This is a genomic window from Pseudomonas sp., from assembly GCF_046581935.1.
In the GTDB taxonomy this organism is placed as follows: Bacteria; Pseudomonadota; Gammaproteobacteria; order Pseudomonadales; family Pseudomonadaceae; genus Aquipseudomonas.
In genome coordinates, this window is the sequence record NZ_JAYGFK010000009.1 from 106611 (window position 1) to 124661 (window position 18051).

The 18051-nt window shown below is 61.3% G+C and carries 19 protein-coding genes; 8 read left to right on the forward strand and 11 right to left on the reverse strand.

The annotated features are described in order from the left end of the window. Positions 1 to 58 precede the first annotated feature (58 nt). Complete coding sequence (locus VCA57_RS07130) at positions 59 to 697, reverse strand: YitT family protein (protein ID WP_411184272.1); 639 nt, start codon at positions 695 to 697, stop codon at positions 59 to 61. Between the two features lie 190 nt (positions 698 to 887). Beyond that, entirely contained in the window at positions 888 to 1400 is a 513-nt protein-coding gene (locus VCA57_RS07135) for a dihydrofolate reductase (protein WP_411184273.1), read from the reverse strand. A 171-nt stretch (positions 1401 to 1571) separates the two neighbouring features. Between VCA57_RS07135 and VCA57_RS07140 the strand changes: the two genes are divergently transcribed. The 3 genes from VCA57_RS07140 to VCA57_RS07150 all read left to right on the forward strand — a co-directional run bounded on the left by VCA57_RS07140 (position 1572) and on the right by VCA57_RS07150 (position 5149). Further along, on the forward strand, positions 1572 to 2966 hold the full coding sequence (locus VCA57_RS07140) for a DUF2868 domain-containing protein (RefSeq protein ID WP_411184274.1): 1395 nt from the start codon (positions 1572 to 1574) through the stop codon (positions 2964 to 2966). A 132-nt stretch (positions 2967 to 3098) separates the two neighbouring features. Further along, positions 3099 to 4478, forward strand: coding sequence for a DUF3482 domain-containing protein (locus VCA57_RS07145; protein WP_411184275.1), 1380 nt, complete (start codon positions 3099 to 3101; stop codon positions 4476 to 4478). Positions 4479 to 4639: 161 nt separating this feature from the next. Then, complete coding sequence (locus tag VCA57_RS07150; protein ID WP_411184276.1) at positions 4640 to 5149, forward strand: hypothetical protein; 510 nt, start codon at positions 4640 to 4642, stop codon at positions 5147 to 5149. A gap of 61 nt (positions 5150 to 5210) precedes the next feature. On the opposite strand, the gene VCA57_RS07155 is transcribed toward VCA57_RS07150, so the two are convergent. Next, the gene (locus VCA57_RS07155) at positions 5211 to 6092 is read right to left on the reverse strand and encodes a DMT family transporter (RefSeq protein ID WP_411184277.1); all 882 of its coding nucleotides are present in this window, start codon (positions 6090 to 6092) and stop codon (positions 5211 to 5213) included. A gap of 89 nt (positions 6093 to 6181) precedes the next feature. On the opposite strand from VCA57_RS07155, the gene VCA57_RS07160 reads away from it, so the two are divergent. Beyond that, positions 6182 to 7096 carry a LysR family transcriptional regulator gene (locus tag VCA57_RS07160; protein ID WP_411184278.1) on the forward strand — a complete coding sequence of 305 codons (915 nt, stop codon included), beginning with the start codon at positions 6182 to 6184 and terminating at the stop codon, positions 7094 to 7096. A 58-nt stretch (positions 7097 to 7154) separates the two neighbouring features. On the opposite strand, the gene VCA57_RS07165 is transcribed toward VCA57_RS07160, so the two are convergent. The 4 genes from VCA57_RS07165 to VCA57_RS07180 form a co-directional block, all read right to left on the reverse strand. Continuing rightward, complete coding sequence (locus VCA57_RS07165) at positions 7155 to 7682, reverse strand: REP-associated tyrosine transposase (protein WP_411184279.1); 528 nt, start codon at positions 7680 to 7682, stop codon at positions 7155 to 7157. Between the two features lie 113 nt (positions 7683 to 7795). Further along, the gene (locus VCA57_RS07170) at positions 7796 to 8590 is read right to left on the reverse strand and encodes a thymidylate synthase (RefSeq protein WP_411184280.1); all 795 of its coding nucleotides are present in this window, start codon (positions 8588 to 8590) and stop codon (positions 7796 to 7798) included. Beyond that, entirely contained in the window at positions 8587 to 9387 is an 801-nt protein-coding gene (lgt, locus tag VCA57_RS07175; protein WP_411184281.1) for a prolipoprotein diacylglyceryl transferase, read from the reverse strand. The genes VCA57_RS07170 and lgt overlap by 4 nt, the downstream gene beginning before the upstream one ends. 9 nt (positions 9388 to 9396) lie before the next feature. Then, a complete protein-coding gene (locus VCA57_RS07180; protein WP_411184282.1) occupies positions 9397 to 10179 on the reverse strand; it encodes a sulfite exporter TauE/SafE family protein in 783 nt (260 codons plus the stop codon). A gap of 121 nt (positions 10180 to 10300) precedes the next feature. On the opposite strand from VCA57_RS07180, the gene VCA57_RS07185 reads away from it, so the two are divergent. Together VCA57_RS07185 and VCA57_RS07190 are read left to right on the forward strand one after the other, a co-directional pair. Further along, positions 10301 to 10669 (forward strand): hypothetical protein, encoded by a 369-nt coding sequence (locus VCA57_RS07185; protein WP_411184283.1) that lies wholly within the window; start codon positions 10301 to 10303, stop codon positions 10667 to 10669. Between the two features lie 3 nt (positions 10670 to 10672). Beyond that, a complete protein-coding gene (locus VCA57_RS07190; protein WP_411184284.1) occupies positions 10673 to 11419 on the forward strand; it encodes an NRDE family protein in 747 nt (248 codons plus the stop codon). A 19-nt stretch (positions 11420 to 11438) separates the two neighbouring features. Here the strand turns inward: VCA57_RS07190 and ptsP are convergent, their stop codons facing one another. Together ptsP and VCA57_RS07200 are read right to left on the reverse strand one after the other, a co-directional pair. Continuing rightward, entirely contained in the window at positions 11439 to 13718 is a 2280-nt protein-coding gene (gene ptsP, locus VCA57_RS07195) for a phosphoenolpyruvate--protein phosphotransferase (protein WP_411184285.1), read from the reverse strand. Between the two features lie 18 nt (positions 13719 to 13736). Then, complete coding sequence (locus VCA57_RS07200; RefSeq protein ID WP_411184286.1) at positions 13737 to 14216, reverse strand: RNA pyrophosphohydrolase; 480 nt, start codon at positions 14214 to 14216, stop codon at positions 13737 to 13739. Positions 14217 to 14491: 275 nt separating this feature from the next. Here VCA57_RS07200 and VCA57_RS07205 point away from each other — a divergent pair, with 275 nt between their 5' ends. Further along, positions 14492 to 15145: an HAD family hydrolase gene (locus VCA57_RS07205; protein ID WP_411184287.1), complete on the forward strand. Its 654-nt coding sequence runs from the start codon at positions 14492 to 14494 to the stop codon at positions 15143 to 15145. 95 nt (positions 15146 to 15240) lie between these two features. On the opposite strand, the gene VCA57_RS07210 is transcribed toward VCA57_RS07205, so the two are convergent. Both VCA57_RS07210 and ilvA read right to left on the reverse strand, forming a co-directional pair. Then, on the reverse strand, positions 15241 to 15681 hold the full coding sequence (locus tag VCA57_RS07210; RefSeq protein ID WP_411184288.1) for a DUF2269 family protein: 441 nt from the start codon (positions 15679 to 15681) through the stop codon (positions 15241 to 15243). An 18-nt stretch (positions 15682 to 15699) separates the two neighbouring features. Continuing rightward, positions 15700 to 17214, reverse strand: a complete 1515-nt coding sequence (gene ilvA, locus VCA57_RS07215) for a threonine ammonia-lyase, biosynthetic (RefSeq protein WP_411184289.1) — start codon at positions 17212 to 17214, stop codon at positions 15700 to 15702. 156 nt (positions 17215 to 17370) lie between these two features. Here ilvA and rpiA point away from each other — a divergent pair, with 156 nt between their 5' ends. Then, positions 17371 to 18045: a ribose-5-phosphate isomerase RpiA gene (rpiA, locus tag VCA57_RS07220; RefSeq protein ID WP_411184290.1), complete on the forward strand. Its 675-nt coding sequence runs from the start codon at positions 17371 to 17373 to the stop codon at positions 18043 to 18045. Positions 18046 to 18051: the final 6 nt, after the last annotated feature.

Below are 18051 nucleotides of genomic sequence, written 5' to 3' on the forward strand. Positions count from 1 at the left end.
ACCACAAAAACGAAAGGGGCCGCATAAGCGGCCCTCTGCGTTTTACAGCGCCACACACCTAGCTCACGCCCATATAACGCCCGGCGCGGTGGTTGATGGCCAGCACCATGTTCAGTGCCACCGCACCAAGCACCGACAGCGCAACCTTTTCCGGGGCGACGACGAAGATCGACGCCAGCACGATGGCAGCGTCCACGCCCATCTGCACTGCGCCGGCGCGCATGCCGAAGCGCTCCTGCAGGTACAGCGCGAGGATGTTCACCCCGCCAAGGCTGGCGCGGTGCCGGAACAGCATCAGCAGCCCCAGACCCATGGCAAAGCCACCGAACAGCGCGGCATAGACCACATTCAAATGGCTGAAACCAATCCACTGCGGGGTCAGCTCCGCCAGCAGCGAAACCATGCCCACCGCGCAGAAGGTTCGCAAAGTAAAAGGCCAGCCCATACGCCAGATGGCCAAGGCATAGAACGGCAAATTGATCAGAAAGAACACCAAGCCGAACGGCCAGCCCAGCAGGTATTTGAGCAGAAACGCCAACCCGACAGTGCCCCCGGTTAACAAGCCAGCTTGGCTGTACAGGCTGATGCCAAGCGCCACCATCGCCGTACCTAACACCAGGGCTAGCCCGTCTTCCCAGAGTGGATGACGAGTAAAAATCGCGGCAATGCTATTCGGCTCGGTATCGATATTTGACATGCAGGTAACCTGTAGACAAGGAACGGACGTACGCCGCCTAGCGGTGCAACGACCCACAAAAAAGCGCCTGGATGCTGTTTAACATCGCGCCGTGCGCTGCCCGCAGAGTAGCAGCCATGATTGGCTGGCCATAAAAAACGTCCGCCTTGGCGAACGTCAATGCAGCGCAGGAAGGATCAGCCCAGGCGGGCTATTTACGATCCCATACCTCGAACACATAACCGGGGGTTTCCAATCCCTCCGCGTGCTCAATGGCGGAGGACAGGTGCCAATCCGCCTCGGCCACCTCAGGGAAGTAGGCATCGCCTTGCGGGCTGATACCCACGCGCGTCAGGTACAGGCGCTCGGCACGCGGCAGCGCCAACTCATACAACTGCGCGCCGCCAATCAGCATTAGCTCATCGGCATCTTCTGCCTTAGCCCAGGCTTCGGCACGCTCAAGCGCCGCATCCAGGCTGGCAAATACTTCCGCGCCCTGCAGTTGCAAACCAGGCTGACGGCTAACCACCAGATTGAGCCGACCCGGCAACGGCCGGCCCAGGGAATCCCAGGTTTTGCGGCCCATGATGATCGGCTTACCTAAGGTCAGCGCTTTGAAATGCTTGAGGTCCGCCGGCAGGTGCCAGGGCAGTCGATTGTCGCGGCCAATCACGCGGTTTTCCGCGAGGGCAGCAATCATGCAGAGAGGTAGGGATGTTTTCATAGCGGCGAGAATACCGACTCACTGGCGATCATTGAAGCCCTCCATCCGTTCAGTTCACTGGCCATGCCAACGCCGTCGCAGCCAGCCTAGCCAAACAGCCACGCGCACAGCGGTGCCATCCGTTGGCTGCTGCGGTTATCCTCTGCCTTCCACTTGCCAACGGAACACCGCGTGAGCCCACTCGACAAGCCAGCACTCAATCGCCTGCAGCGTCTGTGGCTGTGCGAAGCCCTGCGCCTGCGCGAAGAACATGCCGGCCCGCTGGACGATGACGAAGCCAACCGCCATGCCCAACGCAGCGCCAGCGACCTGCCGGCGCGTATTGAAGCGCGGGCGCTATGGCTGGCCAACCGTGACGGGCAAACACAGGCCTTGCAACACTGGTTGCACGGCGCACGATTAGCCCTGGGCCTGTTGCTGCTGCTGGCCGTGCTCAGTGGTGCCGGCTTGGCATTCAGCGCGCTGGGTGACGGGCAACGCCCGGTCAATGTGTTCTGGGCTTTGGGCAGTTTGCTCGGCATGCACCTGCTGCTGCTGCTCGGCTGGTTGCTCAACCTGCTGCTGGCCGGCAAACACCCCGGCGCGCTCGGCCGGCTGTGGTTATGGCTCAGCGAGAAGCTCGCGCGTGATGCCAGCGCCGCCCAGCTTGGCCCGGCCCTGCTGCTTTTGCTGCAACGCCAGCGCCTCAATCGCTGGTTAGTCGGCCTGCTGGTACATGGCCTGTGGCTGCTCGCCCTGCTCAGCGCGCTATTGCTCACGCTCGCCCTGTTGGCAACCCGGCGCTACGGCTTTGTGTGGGAAACCACCCTGCTCAGCAGCGACACCTTTGTCGGCCTGACTCACGCCCTCGGTGCACTACCGGCCCTACTCGGCTTTGCCGTACCCAGCGCGGAGGTCATTCGCGCCAGCGGCGATACCGCCCTGCTCGACGAAGCCGCACGACATGCCTGGGCCGGCTGGCTGCTCGGCGTGCTGCTGGTGTTCGGCATCCTCCCGCGCCTACTGCTCGGGCTGCTTTGCCTGTGGCGCTGGCAGGTTGGCCAGGCCCGCCTGGCTCTCGACCTCAACATGCCCGGCTACAGCCTGTTGCGCGAGCGCCTGCAACCCAGCAGCGAACGCCTCGGCGTGTGTGATGCTGAGCCGGCGCAGCTCTATCAACCGCAGGCCGGCAACCATTCAGCAGAGACACAGGGCGCGCTGTTGGTGGCGATTGAGCTGGACCCACAACGCCACTGGCCGCCCGCCTTGCCTAAAAGCGTGAGCAATGCCGGCATCATCGACAGCCGCGAGCAGCGCAAGCAACTGCTCGATCAACTCAGCCGCTTCCCGCCGGCACGCCTGCTGCTTGCCTGCGACCCGCGCCGCTCGCCAGACCGTGGCAGCCTGGCGCTGCTCGGCGAACTGGCCCGCAGCTCCGCCAGCACGCGCATCTGGCTGCTGCCACCGCCACCCGGCGAAGCGCTGGACAGCCAGCGCCTGGCCGACTGGCACCAAGCCCTCGGCAAGCTGGGCCTCACCCATGCGAATACGCTGCCCTTGAGCTGGCTGGAGACGGGCCATGATTGAAGCATCGATTGTCCTCTCCCCAGCACAGCAAACCCTGCACGCCCCAACAGCGGACGTAGCCCGGAGGCAATCCGCGAATGCGACTGATCCTCTCCCCGGATTACATCCGGGCTACCCGACCGAGACCGCCCCATGAGCCAGCCACTGAAACTTGCCGTGGTCGGCCACACCAATGTCGGCAAAACCTCCTTGCTGCGCACCCTCACCCGCGACGTCGGTTTTGGCGAGGTATCGCCGCTCGCCAGCACCACGCGCCACGTCGAGGGCGCACGCCTGTCGGTGGATGGCCAGGCGCTGCTGGAGCTGTACGACACGCCTGGCCTGGAAGATGCCATCGCCCTGTTTGATTATCTGGAGCGCCTGGACCGCCCCGGCGAACGCCTGGATGGCCCAGCCCGCCTGGCGCGCTTTCTCGACGGCAGCGAAGCGCGCCAGCGTTTTGAGCAGGAAGCCAAGGTGCTGCGCCAACTGCTCACCTCCGACGCTGGCCTGTATGTGATCGACGCCCGCGAGCCGGTGCTGGCCAAATACCGCGACGAGCTGGCCGTGCTGAGCATGGCCGGCAGGCCGCTGCTGCCGGTGCTGAATTTCGTCAGCGCCAGCCAGCACCGCGAGCAGGAATGGCGCGACGCCCTGGCCCGCCTCGGCCTGCATGCGCTGGTGTGTTTCGACAGCGTTGCCCCGCCGTTGGATGGCGAACGCCGGCTGTACGACAGCCTGGCGCTGCTGCAGGAAAAATCCCGCCCGCAACTGCAACGGCTGATCGACGACCACCAAACCCAACGGCAACTGCGCCGTAGCAGCGCCGCGCGGCTGATTGCCGACCTGCTGCTGGACTGCGCCGCCTGCCGGCGCAGCGTGGCCGCACAACAGACGCTGGAACAAGGCGCGATCCGTGAGCTGCATCAGCACATCCGCCAGCGTGAACAGCGCTGTGTGCAAGCATTGCTGCGCCTGTATGCCTTCCGCCAGGACGACGCCCAAGCCGGCGATTTGCCCTTACTCGACGGCCGCTGGGGCGACGACCTGTTCAACCCGGAAACCCTCAAACAACTAGGCGTCAACGTCGGCGGCGGCATGGCAGCCGGCGCGGCCACCGGCCTGGGTGTCGACCTGCTGGTCGGCGGCATCACCCTCGGCGCGGCTGCCGCCGTCGGTGCCTTAGTCGGCGGCAGCGCGCAAACCGTGCTGCGCTATGGCGCACGCTTGAAGAGCAAACTCAAAGGCCAGCGCGAACTGACCGTCGACGACGCCGTGCTGCGCCTGCTCGCCCTGCGCCAACAATTGCTGCTGCAAGCGCTGGAGGCTCGCGGGCATGCCGCCGTAACAGCCATCAACCTGACCGCCCCGCAAGACGCCAGCTGGCGCGAAGGCAAACTGCCGGACGCCCTGCGCAAAGCCCGCGCCCACCCCGAATGGTCATCACTCAACCCCGTCGCACAGCTGGAAGACAACGAACGTCAGGAGCAGGTCAGCCTGCTGGCCGAGCAACTCAGTCAGCCCGCCGCCTGACTCAGCCGGCAACGGCTTGCCGCTTGAGGTAAGCCGTTGCCATATCCACAACCCCACACGCTTACTCTTTGAAGCCTAAGCAGTTGATCTACAAGACCTTCCCAAGGTTGGCACTCGATTTGCCACTGTCCAGTCGGTAATCACCGGACCCGGGAGGATTTATGAGCAGCATCGGTGGCATAGGCGGATTCAACCCGCTGGCCATGATCGGCCAACAGAGCAAAGACAACGCCAAAGACGGCTCCAGCTCATTCAGCCTGGCCAACGTGGGCAGCCCTGCCCCGGCCAGTGAAAAGCCACGTTATGACACGCGCGCTGAAGAGTCCTACGAAGAAGCCTTCGCCAAGCTGCGGGTAAACATGCAAACCCGCTTCGAGGGGTTCCTCTCGGACGAGAGTGAAAGCCGCCAGGCAGAGCTAGCGGATAGCGGTGATGATGTGGTTCAGCAGTTTATGGACTACATGGACATGAGCACCGCCGAGAAACTGCGCGACAGCATGCTCAAAGAGCTAGGCCTCACTGAGGAAGAACTCGAAGCCATGCCACCTGAACAACAGAAAGCAGTTGAGGAACAGCTCGCAGACCTCATAAAGCAACGCTCTGAACTACAGGCAGCCCAGGGTATGAACGGGCAAGACGCAGACGAAGAGCAGCCCTCGCTGCTGAGCTGATCGTCACGGGTGCCGGCTCGCTGATGATGGCTCCATCAGCGAGTATTGCCTTACCCGTCACTCAACGCCTGAGCAGACTGGTCCACAGCGTCGCCGCGACGATCAGCAAGCCACCGATCCAGGCCTGAATACTCAACTGCTCACTGAGCCAGAGCACGGCGAACAGTGCGCCGAACAGCGGCTCGCTGCCCATCAGCAGCGATACCCGCGTGGGGCTGCTGCGGCGCAGGGCGAAGTTCTGCACGAAGAAGGCGAACAGCGTGGCGAACAGCACCAGATACAGGGTGCCGATCCAGAACGCTGGCTGCACCGGCAAGGCAGGCAATCCGCCCGGCAAGGTGAACACGCCGAGCAGCAGGCAGCCGACGCCGATCACCCCGGTCTGCACCGCCGTCAGCGCCAGCGCCGGCACTTGCGTATGCGCGGTGAGCTTGCCGGTCAGGCAGACCAACACGGCGCGCAGCAGCGCCGCCATCAGCATCAGGCCATCACCCAGATTGAAGTGCAGGTCGACGCCACCGCTAAGCAGCCAGGTGCCGAGCAGCGACAGCGCAACCGCCGGCAGCATGCGCGAGTCCGGTTTGCGCTCGAACATCAGCCACTCGACGAAGGGTGTGATGACCACGCACAGGCTGATCAGAAACGCCGCGTTGCTCGCCGAAGTGTGCAGCACGCCGTAGGTTTCGCAGAGGAAGATCGCCAGCATCACCCCGCCCAGGGGAATACCCGGAGCCCAGGCCTGGCGGCCCTCGCCGCGCAGTTGCGGCAGCAGGAGCAGAAAGGTCAGGCAGAAGCGCACAGCGAGAAAACCCAGTACCGGGTAGAACACCAGCGCCTGCTTGGCCACCCCGTAACTGGTGCCCCACACCAGGGCGACCAGCAGCAAGAGCAGGTCGCTGGCCTGCAACAAACGTGAAGGGGAACGGCTAATTAGGGTGGTCATGGCGGCTCCGGCCGAAAGAACAAGAACGCCATTGTTGATTGAGTCCCTCAAAACGATAATCCAGCAACCAAGCACAGGACTTATTCACCATGAGCACAAATAGCACCAGCCACCTGCTGCCCTACATGGCCACCTTCGTGCGTGTGGTCGAAGCCGGAAGTTTTTCTGCCGCCGCGCGCCAGCAGGGCTCGACCGCATCGGCCGTGAGCCGGCAGATCGCCCAGCTAGAACAAGCCCTGGGCCTGCGCTTACTGGAGCGCACCACCCGCCGCCTGCGACTGAGCGAAGCCGGTGCCGAGGTGTTCGAGCGCTGCCGGGAAATGCTCGGCGCGGCACAGGCGGCACTAAATGTCGGCGAGCGGCTGATGAGCCATCCGCGCGGCCAAGTACGCTTGAGCGTGCCAAAGGCCTTTGGCCGTTTTCTGGTCACCCCACTAATCAATGACTTTCTGCAGCGCTACCCCGAGGTCGATATCAGCCTCAACCTCAGCGACCGCAGCCCGGATCTAATCAGTGACCAGTTCGACCTGCTGGTGTGCATCACCGATCAACCACCCGCCGCGCTGGCCGGGCGACCGCTGTGCCAAGTACGCCAGGTGCTGTGCGCCAGCCCAACTTACCTGCAAGCTCATGGCACCCCGCAACACCCGCAGGAGTTGGTGCGCCACGCCTGCCTGTATCTGGATGAAGTGCGCGATGACCACCGATGGCACTTCAGCAGCGACAGTGAGCAGTGTGTGGTGAGTGTATCCGGGCGCTTCGCCAGCAATCACAGCGAAGTGCGCCTGAGCGGAGCGCTCGACCACCTGGGCATCACCTGCCTGCCGCACTTCACTGCCGCGGCCGCGCTGGCCAGTGGCGATCTGGTACATGTGCTACCGCAGTGGCGCTACACCGGCTCTTACCAGGGCACCGCGTGGATTCTCTACCACCCCACGCGCCACCTGCCGCCGAAACTACGGGTGCTGATCGACCACCTAGCTGAGGGGCTGGCGGCACGCTAAGCATCGCCAGTGGCTGCTCTCCCTGTAGGGTGGGCTTCAGCCCACCACTCTCATTTCGCTACTCGCCAAAGTCCCCTTCACGCTCATCCTTCCCACCCCAAGCCAACGGCAAAACTCCTCGTTGCACATCTCGGTGAAAACTGGAGTACGGCCAATCCATGGCCTGTTTCACCAAGCCGTGCTTGACCGGATTGTGGTGGATGTAATCGACATGCCGCTCAAGGTCAGCATCATCGCGAATACAGTGTTCCCAGAAACGTCTCTGCCAGATCCCTTTCTCACGCTTCCGGGATTTGCTGACACTGATAGTCGTTGCCGCTGGCAGCGTTCTGGAAAACCCACTCTTGATTAGCGCCCAGCGCTGCGAATAGTCACTGTCGCCATCCGGCAACGTCCAGATGGCATGCAGGTGATCTGGCAACACACAGATAGCGACGGTCTCGAAGGGGTGACGCCTGCCTGCGTCAGCATAAGCCTGTCGCAATGTAGAAATGGCATCCACCAGCAGGGTGGACTGACGATTTGCAAGGGTGACGGTGAAGAAGTAGGTTCCACCGGGAAGCCAGTGGCGGCGATAGTTCGACATGAGCAATCCTTTGCCTGAATCGTTATCCCGATAGAACTGGTGGGCTGAAGCCCACCCTACAACTTTGCACGCCTAACGTAGCTTGGGTTAGCCGCAGCGATACCCAGGATCTGTCAGACCGCAACTGGCGCCTTGATATGCGGGTGCGCTTCGTAGCCGACCAGCTCGAAATCCTCGAAACGGAAGGCGAACAGGTCCGTTACGTCGGGATTGAGCTTCATTACCGGCAACGGCAGCGGCTCGCGGCTCAGTTGCAGGTCGGTCTGTTCAATGTGGTTGGCGTACAGGTGGCAGTCGCCGCCGGTCCAGATGAACTCGCCCGGTTGCAGGCCGCAGACCTGCGCCACCATCAGCGTCAGCAGCGCATAGCTGGCGATGTTGAAGGGCACGCCGAGAAAGATGTCCGCCGAGCGCTGATACAGCTGGCAGCTGAGCTTGCCGTCCGCCACGTAGAACTGGAACAACGCATGGCACGGCGGCAGGGCCATCTGCTCGACCAGCGCGGGGTTCCAGGCGGAGACGATCAGGCGGCGCGAGTCCGGGTTCTTCTTGATCATCTCGATCAGCTTGCTGATCTGGTCGATCGACTCGCCGTTCGGCGCCGGCCAGTTGCGCCACTGGTAGCCGTACACCGGGCCGAGGTCGCCGTTCTCGTCGGCCCACTCGTCCCAGATGCGCACACCGTTGTCGCTCAGGTACTTGATGTTGGTGTCACCCTGGAGGAACCACAGCAACTCATGAATGATCGACTTGAGGTGGCACTTCTTGGTGGTCACCAGCGGGAAGCCGTCAGCCAGGTTGAAGCGCATCTGGTGGGCGAACACGCTGTAAGTGCCAGTGCCGGTGCGATCTGCCTTAAAGGTGCCGTTCTCACGCACGTGGCGCATCAAGTCGAGGTACTGTTTCATTGCGCGACTCCCTGGACGGCTTGGCGTTGGTAGGCATAGGCGATCAGCCCCAGGCCGGCGAGGATCATCGGTACGCACAGCACCTGGCCCATGGTCAGCCAGCCCCAAGCCAGGTAGCCGAGCTGAGCATCGGGCACGCGGACGAATTCGACGATGAAGCGGAAGATGCCGTAGCACACCGCAAACATCCCCGAGACCGCCATGGTCGGCCGTGGTTTACGCGAGTAGAACCAGAGAATGACGAACAGCGCCACACCCTCCAGCGCAAACTGATACAGCTGCGACGGGTGACGCGGCTCCGGCCCGCCGGTGGGGAAGACCATGGCCCACGGCACGTCGGTAACCTTGCCCCACAGTTCAGCGTTGATAAAGTTGCCGATGCGCCCGGCGCCCAGGCCAATCGGCACCAGCGGCGCAATAAAGTCCATCAGTTCGAAGAAGCTCTTGCCATTGCGCTTGCCGAACCACCAGGTGGCCAGCATCACGCCGATCAAACCGCCGTGGAACGACATGCCGCCTTTCCATACTTCAAGGATCAGCAGCGGGCTGGCGATGTAGGCCGGCAGATCGTAAAACAACACATAACCCAAACGACCACCGAGGATCACCCCCATCGCCACCCAAAACACCAGATCGGAGAGTTTCTCCTTGCTCCAAGTCGGATCAAAGGTATTCAAGCGCCGCGAGGCGAGAAGCCAGGCTCCGCCGATGCCGACCAGATACATCAGGCCGTACCAGTGAATCTGCAGGACGCCCAGGTCGAGAGCGACCGGATTAATATTCGGGTAAGGCAGCATTTCAGTTCCTCAAATCAAAAAACTTAGGCCTACGCTGAACAGCAGCAGGGCAAACAGACGCCTGAGCAGAAGCGGCGACAGCTTGTGCGCCAAGCGCGCGCCCACACGGGCAAAATACATGCTGGTAATCGCGATACCCGCCAATGCTGGCAGGTAGACAAAGCCCAGGCTCCACTCCGGCAATTCGGGGTTGTGCCAGCCCAACCAGATAAAGCTCAGGGCACTGGCGAATGCAATCGGCAAACCACAGGCTGAAGAGGTCGCGACCGCCTCGCGCATCGACACACCGCGCCACGTCAGGAAGGGCACCGTCAACGAACCACCGCCGATGCCAAAGATCGCCGAAGCCCAGCCAATCACGCCACCGGCCAGCGTCAGCCCCGGCTTGCCTGGGACAGTACTGCTGGCTTTGGGTTTCAACTCCAGAGCCATCTGTAAAGAAACGATGATGGCAAACACACCGATGATCTTCTGCAACATCGGCCCCTGAATAGCCGTGGCGGTTTTCGCACCAATGCCTGCGCCAAGCAGAATGCCCAGGGTCATCCAGGCGAACACCCACCACAGCACCGCGCCTTTACGATGGTGCTCGAATACCGAGTTGATCGAGGTGAAGATGATGCTCGCCAGCGAGGTGCCTACCGCCAGGTGCGTCAGCACGGCGGGGTCAAAACCCTGAGCGGCAAAGCTCAGCACCAGCGCCGGTACGATAATGATGCCGCCGCCCACGCCAAACAGGCCGGCCAGCGTGCCGGCGGCCGCGCCCAAGACCAAATACAGCAGCAGTTCCATAAACAAACCCGCAAAGAATCCGCCATGGTAACGGATGCACAGCCTTTGACTCTACTTTGGCCGATGGATGTGCGCATGCGCTTTGCGTAAAGTGCCTCCATCCACCGTGGAATAGAGCAACGTGCGCCCAACCCTGTACCTCAAGCTGAGTTGCAACCAGATGCACTTAAGCCACCTGCAAAGTGGCCGCGAGTTGCACCTTAAAGCCGACCCGGCATTTAGCAATCAGCGCTTGCTGGTGGCCGACTTTGTCGCCGCGCAGGAACTGCTGCAAAGCGCTATCAATCAACTGTTACCACGGCGGTTTATGCGACTTTACTGGCCGCCACAGTTGCTGATTCAGCCACTGGAGCGCCTGGAAGGCGGCCTGTCTGGTGTGGAAGAACGCATCCTGCTTGAGCTCGGCCTCGGCTGTGGCGCGCGCAAAGTACGCCTGCACCTCGGTGCAGAACTGGATAACGCCGGGGTACTGGCAAAACTAAGGAGCTAGGGTATGTGCCTGATCGTTCTGGCCTGGCGGCCTGGGCATGCACAGCCGCTGGTGGTGGCGGCCAACCGCGATGAATTCTATGCCCGCCCCAGCCAGGCGCTATGTGAATGGACGGATACGCCGGGGCTATTTGCCGGACGTGACTTGCAGGCCGGCGGCACCTGGCTGGGCGCTGGTCCCGGCGGACGCTTCGCCGCGCTGACCAATATTCGCGACCTGAACCTGCCTCAAGGCCCACGCTCACGGGGTGAGTTGCCGTCAGCCTTTCTCGCCGGCGATCTGAGTGCCGAGGCGTTTGTTCAGCGTTTACATGAACAGCGCCAGCACTACAGCGGCTTCAACCTGCTGCTGGGGGATGTACAACAGCTCTGGCACTTCAACTCACAGACGGGGCGCACAACGGCACTGACCGAAGGCGTGCATGGCCTGTCAAATGCCGACCTGAATACGCCCTGGCCCAAGCTGCAACGCGCCAAACAGGCCTTGCTAAATAGCCTGCAGACGCCGCAAGCAGAGAGTCTCCTGCGTCTGATGGCCGACCCCACGCCAGCCGCAGATGCCGACTTACCTGACACGGGCATTGGCCTGCCCACCGAGCGGCTGCTATCGAGCATATTTATTGCCAGCCCGAGTTACGGCACCCGCGCCAGCAGCGCCTTGATCGTCAATGCGGATGGCAGCCGCCTGCTGACCGAGCGCAGCTTCGGCGCAAACGGCATGTATTTAGGGGACGTGACGCTGAACTGCTAAGCCTGAGAAGGCCCAGCAGCTAGGCCTGAATATCCGACGCCGGATTGATCATGCGGCCCAGGCCGAGGTTGCGCAGGGCCAGTTGCAAGGTGCTGTGGATCACCTGCGGATTGTCGATAGTCATCACCTGGCTCAGCAACTCTTGGGCTTTGCCCATACTGATCTGGCGCAACAGCCACTTAACCTTGGGCAGGTTAGTCGCGTTCATCGACAATCCATCAAAACCCATCGCCATCAGCAGCACGGCGCTCGCCGGATCGCCGGCCATTTCGCCGCAAATACTCACCGGCTTGCCTTCGGCATGCGCGCCGGCCACCACAATGCGCAAAGCTTGCAGCACGGCGGGATGCAGGAAGTCATACAGATCGGCAACCCGTGGATTGTTGCGGTCCACCGCCAATAAATATTGCGTCAGGTCATTCGAGCCAACCGAAAGGAAGTCGACCTGGCGTGCCAGCTCACGAACCTGATAGACCGCAGCGGGCACTTCGATCATCACGCCAATTGGCGGCAGCGGTACGTCTGTGCCCTCGTCACGCACCTCGCCCCAAGCGCGGTGAATCAGGTGCAGCGCTTCTTCCAGCTCCTGAATCCCGGAGATCATCGGCAGCAAAATACGCAGGTTATTCAGCCCCTCGCTGGCCTTGAGCATGGCCCGGGTCTGCACCAGGAAAATTTCCGGGTGATCGAGGGTCACGCGAATACCGCGCCAACCGAGGAAAGGATTGTCTTCCTTGATCGGGAAATAGCTCAGCGCTTTGTCACCGCCGATATCCAGGCTGCGCATAGTCACCGGCAGTGGGTGGAAGGCTGCGAGTTGCTCGCGATAGATCACCAGCTGTTCTTTCTCGCTGGGGAAGCGCTCCTTCATGATGAATGGCACTTCGGTGCGGTACAGGCCTACGCCCTCTGCGCCGCGCTCTTGAGCACGCTTCACATCAGCGAGCAAGCCAGTGTTGACCCACAACGGCATGCGATGGCCATCGAGGGTTTCGCACGGTAAGGCGCGCAAGGCATCAAGCCCCTGCGCCATCTGCCGCTCTTCCTCCACAACCTCAGCGTACTGCTTACGCAGCACTTCGCTGGGGTTGGTGAACACCTCGCCGTGGTAACCATCAACGATCAGTTGAATACCATCAATCTTCGAATACGGCAGATCGACCGCGCCCATCACCGTAGGAATGCCCATGGCCCGGGCAAAGATCGCCACATGCGAGTTGCCGGAACCCTGCACCGAAACTAGGCCGACCAACTTGCCTTCAGGCACCTCACCAAGCATTGCCGGCGATAGCTCTTCGCTGACCAGAATGCAGTTGTCCGGGTACACCAGCGCTTGCTGCCGCGCTTGCTGCAGATAGGCGAGCAAACGGCGGCCGAGATCTTTAACGTCACTGGCGCGCTCACGCAGGTAAGCGTCGTCCATCAGTTCAAAACGGTTGATGTGCTCACCGACCACCTGCCGTAGCGCACCCTGCGCCCACTGACCCGTACGGATAACCTTGACCACCTCGTTACCCAGCGCGGCGTCTTCCAGCATCATCAGATAGACATCAAACAGGGCGCGCTCTTCCTTGCGCAGCTGAGTAGCCATCTTCGCCGAAAGCGCGCGCATATCGGCACGAACACATTCTAATGCGTTGTTAAACAGTTCCAGCTCGGCGGCAATATCATCGACGCTTTTGTCGGGCACGACTTCCAGATCAGCCGGGGGCAGCACCACCACAGCAGTACCCACCGCTGCGCCAGGTGAGCCAGGCACGCCGACAAACTTGGCTTCCTGAATCCCCTTGCCTTGCCGCCCGAGCCCGCGAATCGAGCCCGTGGCCTCGGCGTGAGCGATAACCCCAGCAAGCTGCGCGCTCATGGTCACCAAGAAGGCTTCTTCGCCCTCGTCGAACTGGCGTCGTTCCTTCTGCTGGACGACCAGAACGCCCATCACCCGGCGGTGGTGAATAATCGGTGAACCGAGGAAGGAGGCATAACGTTCTTCGCCCGTTTCGGCAAAGTAGCGGTAGCGCGGGTGTTCGGAGGCGTGTTCGAGGTTGAGTGGCTCTTCGCGGGTCCCGACCAAACCGACCAGACCCTCGTTGGGTGCCATGCTGACTTTGCCAATAGACTTCTTGTTCAGGCCCTCACTGGCCATCAGCACGAAACGATTGGTTTCTGGATCAAGCAGATAGACCGAGCACACTTGGGTACCCATGGCCTCGCGCACCCGCTGCACGATAATGCCCAACGCCGCCTTGAGGTCCTTGGCGGCGTTTACTTCCTGGACAATCTTGCGCAGCGTATTGAGCATGTGTGGCTCTAGCCTGTGTCAGTCCCGCGCCAGAAGACGCGGGGCAAGTTCTTTTAAGGCGCGACGATAAACCTCGCGCTTGAATGTCACCACCTGGCCCAGCGGGTACCAGTAACTGACCCAGCGCCAGCCATCGAATTCCGGTTTGCCTGTCAGGTCCATGCGTACACGGTCCTCTGTACCAGTCAACCGCAGCAGAAACCACTTCTGTTTCTGCCCGATGCACAGCGGCTGACTATGCGTACGCACCAAACGTTGAGGCAGACGATAACGCAACCAGCCCCGGGTGCAGGCGAGAATTTTCACATCCTGCTGTTCCAGGCCAACTTCTTCATTCAATTCGCGGTACAGCGCTTCTTCCGGCGACTCATGGTCATTGATCCCACCTTGCGGGAACTGCCAGGCCTCCTGGTTTATCCGACGCGCCCACAGCACCTGGCCAACATCATTGGTCAGAATGATGCCGACATTAGGGCGAAAACCATCAGAGTCGATCACGGCGCACAACCTCGTAAACGCATGTTTCGGCATTGTTCCACAAAGGTCGCAGCAGCGGCAACGCGAGTGGCATGCCGATACTGGCGCGATAAATCCCGCCACGCGCTGTTGAAGACCGAGGCAAGACAATCACTGCGCCCCTCAGCCACCTATTCAGAACGTCGCCAGACTATGACGAGATTCGCCGCCGCAATCTGCGCAGACAGCCCTTCATGGGAATGACCTATAAAAGTCGTTATCCTCACGCCCTCAACCCTTACGAAGATAGGTGCCCCGTGCGTTTGGCTTTATTCGATCTCGACAACACCCTGCTCGGCGGCGACAGTGATCACGCTTGGGGCGATTACCTGTGTGAGCGCGGCATTCTCGACGGGATTGCCTACAAGGCGCGTAACGATGCGTTTTACCAGGACTACCTGGCCGGCCGCCTGAACATCACCGACTACTTGAACTTCAGCCTAGAAATCCTCGGCCGCACGGAGATGGCCCAGCTTGAGCAGTGGCACCGCGACTTTATGCATGACTGCGTTGAGCCGATCATTCTGGCCAAAGGCGAAGCCCTGCTTGCCGAGCACCGTGAAGCCGGCGACAAGTTGCTGATCATCACCGCCACCAACCGCTTCGTCACCGCACCGATTGCTGCGCGCCTGGGCGTCGACACCCTGCTCGCCACCGAATGCGAAATGCTGGAAGGTCGCTATACCGGCCGTACCACGGACGTGCCGTGCTTCAAGGAAGGCAAGGTCACCCGCCTCAAGCGCTGGCTCGGAGAGACCGGCCTGAGCCTGGATGACAGCAGTTTTTATAGCGACTCGATGAACGACCTGCCGCTGCTGGAACAGGTCACGCGGCCATTTGCCGTCGACCCGGACGCGAACCTGCGCGCCGAAGCCGAGAAACGCGGCTGGCCGGTGATTTCGCTGCGCTGATACGCTGGATTGATGGGTATCACTCTGCTCAACCCATCCTACAGCCCTAACGAAAACGCCGCCTGATCAGGCGGCGTTCTTATTTAACGGGTTGCTCAGGCCGGCTTGGCCCCCATCAACCCCATAATCACCAGCAACAGCAGCACAATCAGGCCGGCATACACCGCGCAGAAACGCATGAGGTTGGCCGGTGCCGGGCTATCGCCCAAGGCCTGCCAGGCGGCGAGACGGCCATTGAGCAACAGGCCAAGCAGCACCAGCACAGCAAACAGCACACTGCTGGCCAGCAACCAGGTCTGCCCCAGCGAGAAGCCCGCCAGATTGACCATCCACCAGCCGCTGACTGGCAAGCTCAGGGCGAGCACCGCAAAGACAGGCAGGCTGATCAACCGAGTGCGTTTGAGCTTGCGCTGCAGCACAGTCGCATCGCCGCCATTCGCTGCTTTCCACAACATAAACACATGCGCCACAACACCGAGTAACAGCAACACGCCAGGTGCACTGTGGAGAATTTTCAGCAGTAGGTAATGTTCCATTGATTCAGCTCCTGCCGATTAGCCTAAAAAGAGTTTGTACGCCGGGTTGTCGCTCTCATCCCAATAGGGATAACCGATGGACTCAAGCGCTGCCGGTAGGAGGTGCCGTTCGCTGCTGGGCACCTGCAGGCCGGCCACCACACGACCATCGGCCGCGCCATGGTTACGGTAGTGGAACATTGAGATGTTCCAGCGGCCACCAAGCTTTTGTAAGAAATTAAACAGCGCACCCGGCCGCTCGGGGAATTCGAAGCGGAATACGCACTCATCCGGCACCGCCGCCGCATGGCCACCGACCATATGGCGGATATGCAGCTTGGCCAGCTCATTATCGGTCAGGTCCACCACCGGGAAGCCTTGCTCAAGCAGGCCTTGCACCAGCGCGGCGCGCGGGTCGTTCTCGGGGTGGGTCTGCACGCCGACGAAGATGTGCGCGGCTTTATCTTGGTGATAGCGGTAGTTGAATTCGGTGATCTGGCGTTTGCCGATAGCCTCGCAGAAGGCCTTGAAGCTGCCAGGCTGCTCGGGGATGGTCACGGCAATGATCGCTTCGCGCTTCTCGCCCAGCTCGGCACGCTCGGCGACGTGGCGCAGGCGGTCGAAGTTGACGTTGGCCCCGGAGTCGATGCCGACCAGTACCTGGCCGCTGCAGCCTTCACGCTCTACATACTTCTTGATCCCGGCGACGCTGAGTGCGCCGGCCGGCTCGGTGATCGAGCGGGTATCGTCGTAGATATCCTTGATCGCCGCACAGATCTCGTCAGTGCTGACGGTGATTACTTCGTCGACATAGTCCTTGCATACGTCAAAGGTGTGCTGGCCAATTTGCGCCACCGCCACGCCATCGGCAAACAGCCCAACTGTCGGCAGAACAACTCGCTCACCGGCAGCCATGGCGGCTTGCAGGCAGTTGGAGTCGTCGGGCTCGACGCCGATGATTTTGATCTCTGGACGCAGGTATTTCACGTAAGCCGCAATACCGGCAATCAGACCGCCACCGCCCACCGGGACGAAGATCGCGTCGAGCTTGCCCGGCTGCTGGCGAAGAATTTCCATGGCCACGGTGCCCTGACCGGCGATGGTGTGCGGGTCATCGTAAGGGTGGATATAGATGTAGCCCTTCTCGTCGACCAATTTCAGCGAATAGGCCAGCGCCTCGGGGAAGCTATCGCCGTGCAGCACCACTTTGCCGCCACGTGAGCGCACGCCCTGGACCTTGATCTCAGGGGTGGTCTTGGGCATCACTATAGTGGCTTTAACCCCCAATACCTTGGCCGCCAGCGCCAGGCCCTGAGCATGGTTGCCGGCTGATGCGGTGACCACGCCACGCGCCTGGTCTTCAGCAGACAGCTGCGCCAGCTTGTTGTAAGCGCCGCGAATCTTGAACGAGTACACCGGCTGCAAATCTTCGCGCTTGAGCAAAATCTGATTACCCAGACGCTCGGAAAGCTGGTTGGCGGCTTGCAGCGGCGTTTCCACCGCAACGTCATAGACGCGCGAGGTGAGGATCTTTTTGACGTACTGTTCGAGCATGGCGTGATCGCAGGCGGCTTTCAGAGAGTCCGCGAGTCTACCCCAGCGTCGTGCTGAACGACCATATAACACGAGGGGTTTTCCCGGCTCCAAGCCCGTTGGCAGCCCAGGCAGGCTATAATCCGCGCCCTCCTCACTCCCACGCCAGGCACCATGATGAATCAGGATCAACTCAAGCAAGCCGTCGCCCAGGCTGCCGTCGATTTCATTCTCCCCAAGCTCGACGCCAAGAGTGTGATTGGCGTAGGCACCGGTTCCACCGCTAACTGTTTTATTGATGCCCTAGCCAAGCACAAGATGGAGTTCGATGGTGCTGTGGCCAGTTCCGAAGCCACCGCCGCACGCCTCAAGGGCCATGGCATTCCGGTGTATGAACTGAATAGCGTCAGCGACCTGGAGTTCTATGTCGATGGTGCCGATGAAAGCGATGAGCACCTCAATCTGATCAAAGGCGGCGGTGCAGCCCTGACGCGCGAGAAGATCGTGGCCGCAGTGGCGCAAACCTTTATTTGCATCGCCGACGCCAGCAAACTGGTGCCATTGCTGGGCACCTTCCCGCTGCCAGTGGAAGTGATCCCCATGGCCCGCAGCCATGTGGCCCGGCAACTGGTCAAACTGGGCGGCGACCCGGTGTACCGCGAAGGCGTGCTGACCGACAACGGCAATATCATCCTCGACGTGTTTAATCTGTCGATCACCAATCCGGCAGAACTGGAAAGCCAGATCAATGCCATCGTCGGCGTGGTGACCAATGGCCTGTTCGCCGCACGCCCAGCTGATCTGCTGCTGCTCGGCACCGCCGAGGGGGTAAAAACCCTCAAGCGCGCCTGAGTAAAC